The 4,111-nt window shown below is 71.7% G+C and carries 1 protein-coding gene; it reads left to right on the top strand.

All coding sequences use genetic code 11. The annotated features are described in order from the left end of the window. Positions 1 to 63 precede the first annotated feature (63 nt). Positions 64 to 4,111: beta-ketoacyl synthase N-terminal-like domain-containing protein (locus ABZ441_RS33415; RefSeq protein ID WP_358981157.1), on the top strand; the 4,048-nt coding region annotated here is incomplete at its 3' end.

The following is a 4,111-nucleotide window of genomic DNA, read 5'->3' on the forward strand; positions in this document are numbered from 1 at the left end:
TCCGGTGAGGCTCATAGTGTTCCTGTGGGGTTGGATCTCGTGAGTCTGCGGGAGGGTGGGGCTGTGCCCGCGTTGTTGCGGGGGCTGGTACGCAAACCCCCACGCCGAACAGCCGGTGGGCAGGCAGGAGCGCAGGGCTGGCGCGAGCAGTTCCGGGCGGCTGCCGCAGCGGACCGGGACGCGATGGCCGTCGACGTCGTCCGGGCTCAGGCCGCCCTGGTGCTCGGTCACACGGGAGACGGCGCGGTCGCCGCCGACCGGGCTTTCAAGGACCTCGGCTTCGACTCACTGACCGCCGTGGAACTGCGTAACCGGCTGGACGAGATCACCGGCGTCCGGCTGCCCGTCACCTTGGTGTTCGACTACCCGACGCCGGTCTTGCTGGGCGCTCACCTCAGCACGGTCCTGGAGGGCTCGGCGGCCGCCCCGGACCGGACGGTGCGCCCGGTCACGACGTCCGACGAGCCGATCGCGATCGTCGGGATGAGTTGCCGGTTCCCCGGCGGTGTGTCCTCTCCGGAGGAGCTGTGGACGATGCTCGACAGCGGAGGCGAGGGGCTGGGCGAGTTCCCCACCGACCGGGGCTGGGCCCTGGACGGGTTGTTCGACCCGACCGGAGAGCGGCCTGGGAGCTCACTGGTGGACAAGGGCGGTTTCCTGGACGGCATCGCCGACTTCGACGCCGGGTTCTTCGGCGTGGCGCCGCGTGAGGCGGTGGCCATGGACCCGCAGCACCGGCTCCTGCTGGAACTCTCGTGGGAGGCGATCGAGCGGGCCGGCATCGACGCGACGGGTCTGCGGGGGAGCCGGACAGGAGTCTTCTCAGGCCTGATGTACCACGACTACGCGGCCCGGCTGACCTCCGTGCCGGAGGGCATCGCCGGGTTCCTCAGCAGCGGAAACGCGGGAAGTGTCGCGACCGGCCGGGTCGCCTATTCCCTCGGGTTCGAGGGGCCCGCGGTCACGGTCGACACGGCGTGCTCGTCCTCCCTGGTGGCCCTGGACATGGCTGTCAGCGCACTGCAGCGCGGCGAGTGCGATCTCGCCCTCGCGGGTGGGGTGACCGTCATGGCGACACCCACCATCTTCGCCGAGTTCACCCGACAGCGTGGACTCGCGGCAGACGGCCGCTGCAAGGCGTTCTCGACGGCGGCGGACGGCATGGGCGTGTCCGAGGGCGCGGGCGTGGTGATGGTGGAACGATTGTCCGACGCGCGCCGCAACGGTCACCGGGTGCTCGCTGTCGTACGGGGTTCGGCGGTCAACCAGGACGGTGCGTCGAACGGACTGACCGCGCCGAACGGCCCCTCGCAGCAACGGGTGATCCGCCAGGCGCTGGCCAACGCGGGGGTCGCGTCGAGTGACGTGGACGTGGTGGAGGCGCACGGTACGGGGACGTCGCTGGGCGATCCGATCGAGGCGCAGGCGCTTCTCGCGACGTACGGGCAGGAACGTACGGACGGACGCCCGGTGCTGCTGGGGTCGGTGAAGTCCAACATCGGGCACACCCAGGCGGCGGCGGGCGTAGCAGGTGTGATCAAGATGGTCATGGCGATGCGGCACGGCACGGTGCCCGCGACGCTGCACGTGGACGAGCCCAGTCCGCATATCGACTGGTCTTCGGGCGCCGTCGAGCTGGCGACCGAGGCGCTGCCCTGGCCGGAGACGGACAGGCCGCGCCGCGCGGCGGTTTCGTCCTTCGGGATCAGCGGCACCAACGCCCACGTCATCCTGGAACAGGCCCCGGAGGAAGCGGCACCCACCGAAGAGGCGGTGACCGGCGGGGTCCTGCCCTGGGTGCTCTCCGCCAAGACGGCCGACGCCCTGTGCGGCCAGGCAGCACGGCTGCGCGACTTCGCGGCGGGACACGACGACGTGGTGGCCACCGCGGCGGCGTTGACGCGCACCCGGGCGGTGTTCGACCACCGTGCGGTGGTGCTCGCCGCCGACCCCGCCGGATTCGCCGACAAGCTCGACCACCTGGCCAGGCAGGAGGCCTACCCGCCGGACGTGGTGTCCGGGACGGCCCGCCCCGGTGCCAAGGTGGCGTTCGTCTTCCCCGGACAGGGTGCTCAGTGGACGGGCATGGCACTCGGACTGCTGGACTCCTCGGCGGTGTTCGCGCAGTCCATGGCCCGCTGCGGCACGGAGCTCTCCGCCTTCGTCGAGTGGGACCTGTTCGAGGTGCTGCGGGACGAGGAGGCGTTGCGGCGAGTCGACGTGGTGCAGCCCGTGCTGTGGGCCGTGATGGTGTCACTGGCCGAGGTATGGCGCGCGGCGGGCATCACCCCCGCGGTGGTGGTGGGCCACTCGCAGGGCGAGATCGCCGCTGCCCATGTGGCGGGTGTGCTCTCGCTGGCGGAGTCGGCCCGGATCGTGGTGACCCGCAGCGGGGTGATCGCCGACGGCCTGCCCGGCCGCGGAGGCATGGCGTCGCTCGCCGTGTCCGCCGAACGGGCCGAGGAACTGATCGAACGGTACGCGGGCAAGCCCGGCACGGTGTCGGTGGCGGCGGTCAACGGACCGTCCGCGGTCATCCTCGCCGGTGATGAGGAGCCGCTGCGCAAGGTGCTCGAAGGCTGCGCCACGGAAGGAGCCCGCGCGCGCCTGATCCCGGTGAACTATCCGTCGCACTCCCCGCAGGTCGCACTCCTGCGGGACCGGCTGGTCGAGGAGCTGGGCGAGGTCACCGCAGACCGTGCCCGGACCGTCTGGCACTCCACGGTGACCGGAGAGCCTGTGTCGGGCCCGGAGGCCGACGCCGCGTACTGGTACCGGAATCTTCGGGAGCCGGTCCGCTTCGCCGACGTGGTGGCCAGGCTGGTGGAACAGGGCGTGGACACGTTCATCGAGGTGAGCCCCCATCCCGTGGTCACCTCGGCCGTCGAGGACATCGCACTGGCGGCCGGTGCGGAAGAGGTGGTCGCCGTGGGCTCACTGCGGCGCGAGCACGACGAACCCGCCGCGCTGCTGCGATCGGCGGCCACCCTGTGGACCCGGGGCCTCAGAGTGGACTGGTCAGCTCTGGCCCCCGGGTCAACCGATCCGGTGGACCTGCCGACGTACGCGTTCCAGCGGGAGCGGTACTGGCTGCAGGCACCGCCGCTGTCCGGTGACGTGCGCGACGTCGGCCTCGAGCCCACCGGGCACCACCTCCTGACGGCCGCGGTCACCCCGGCCGGCACCGACACGGTCCTGTTCACAGGACGACTCGCGACCGCCGAAGGACTGCGGCCGGCCGAGAACACCGTCCAGGGAACAGCTCTGCTGCCCGGCGGAGTTCCGCTCGGCTGGGCACTCCACGCGGCCCAGCACCTCGGCTGCGGCGCGGTCGCGCACCTCGAGTTGGAGACACCGCTCGCCCTGGACGCCGCGGGCGCGGTCCGGGTGCAGGTGATGGCCGGTGCCCCGGACGAGGAGTCCCGTCGGGAGCTGACCGTCCACTCACAGCCGGAGGACCTCCCGGAAGCCGGATGGACGCGCATGGCCCGGGGACTGCTGGACCCCGCAGAGGGCCGGCCGGACGAGGAGGCGTTCACGGAACTGGCCGGTGTATGGCCGCCGGCCGGCGCCGAGGCGGTCGACGTCGAGGGCTTCTACGACGAGCTGTTCGAACGCGGTCACACCTACGGCCCTGCTTACCAGGGGCTGCGGGCGGCCTGGCATCGTGACGACGAGATGTTCGCCGAAGTGCTGCTCCCGGACGAGGCTGTGGACGGCACCGACCCGGAGTCCGCACTGCTCGAAGCGGTATGGCACGCCTGGCTTCAGCGAGTGGCTCCGGCCGGACCGTTGGTCCCCGCCTCGTGGTCGGGCGTCCGGCAGTGGGCCGCCGGAGCCCGGTCGGTGAGGGTCCGCCTGTCGGCGGTGGGCGATGACGCCGTGCGGGTCCAGGTGGCCGACGAGCTGGGTGTTCCCGTCATGGCCGTGGATGAGTTGGTGTTGCGGCCGGTGTCGGTGGGGTCGGCTGGTGGGCGGCCGTTGTACGGGGTGCGGTGGGATGTTTGGGAGCCTGTGGTGGGTTTGGTGGGTGGGGTGGGTTCGGTGGTGTGGGAGGAGTCGTTGTCGGTGGAGGAGGTGGTGGCTGTTGTTGGTGGGGTGGGTTCGGTGG

Source organism: Streptomyces sp. NPDC005752 (assembly GCF_040630715.1).
Classification (GTDB): Bacteria; Actinomycetota; Actinomycetes; order Streptomycetales; family Streptomycetaceae; genus Streptomyces.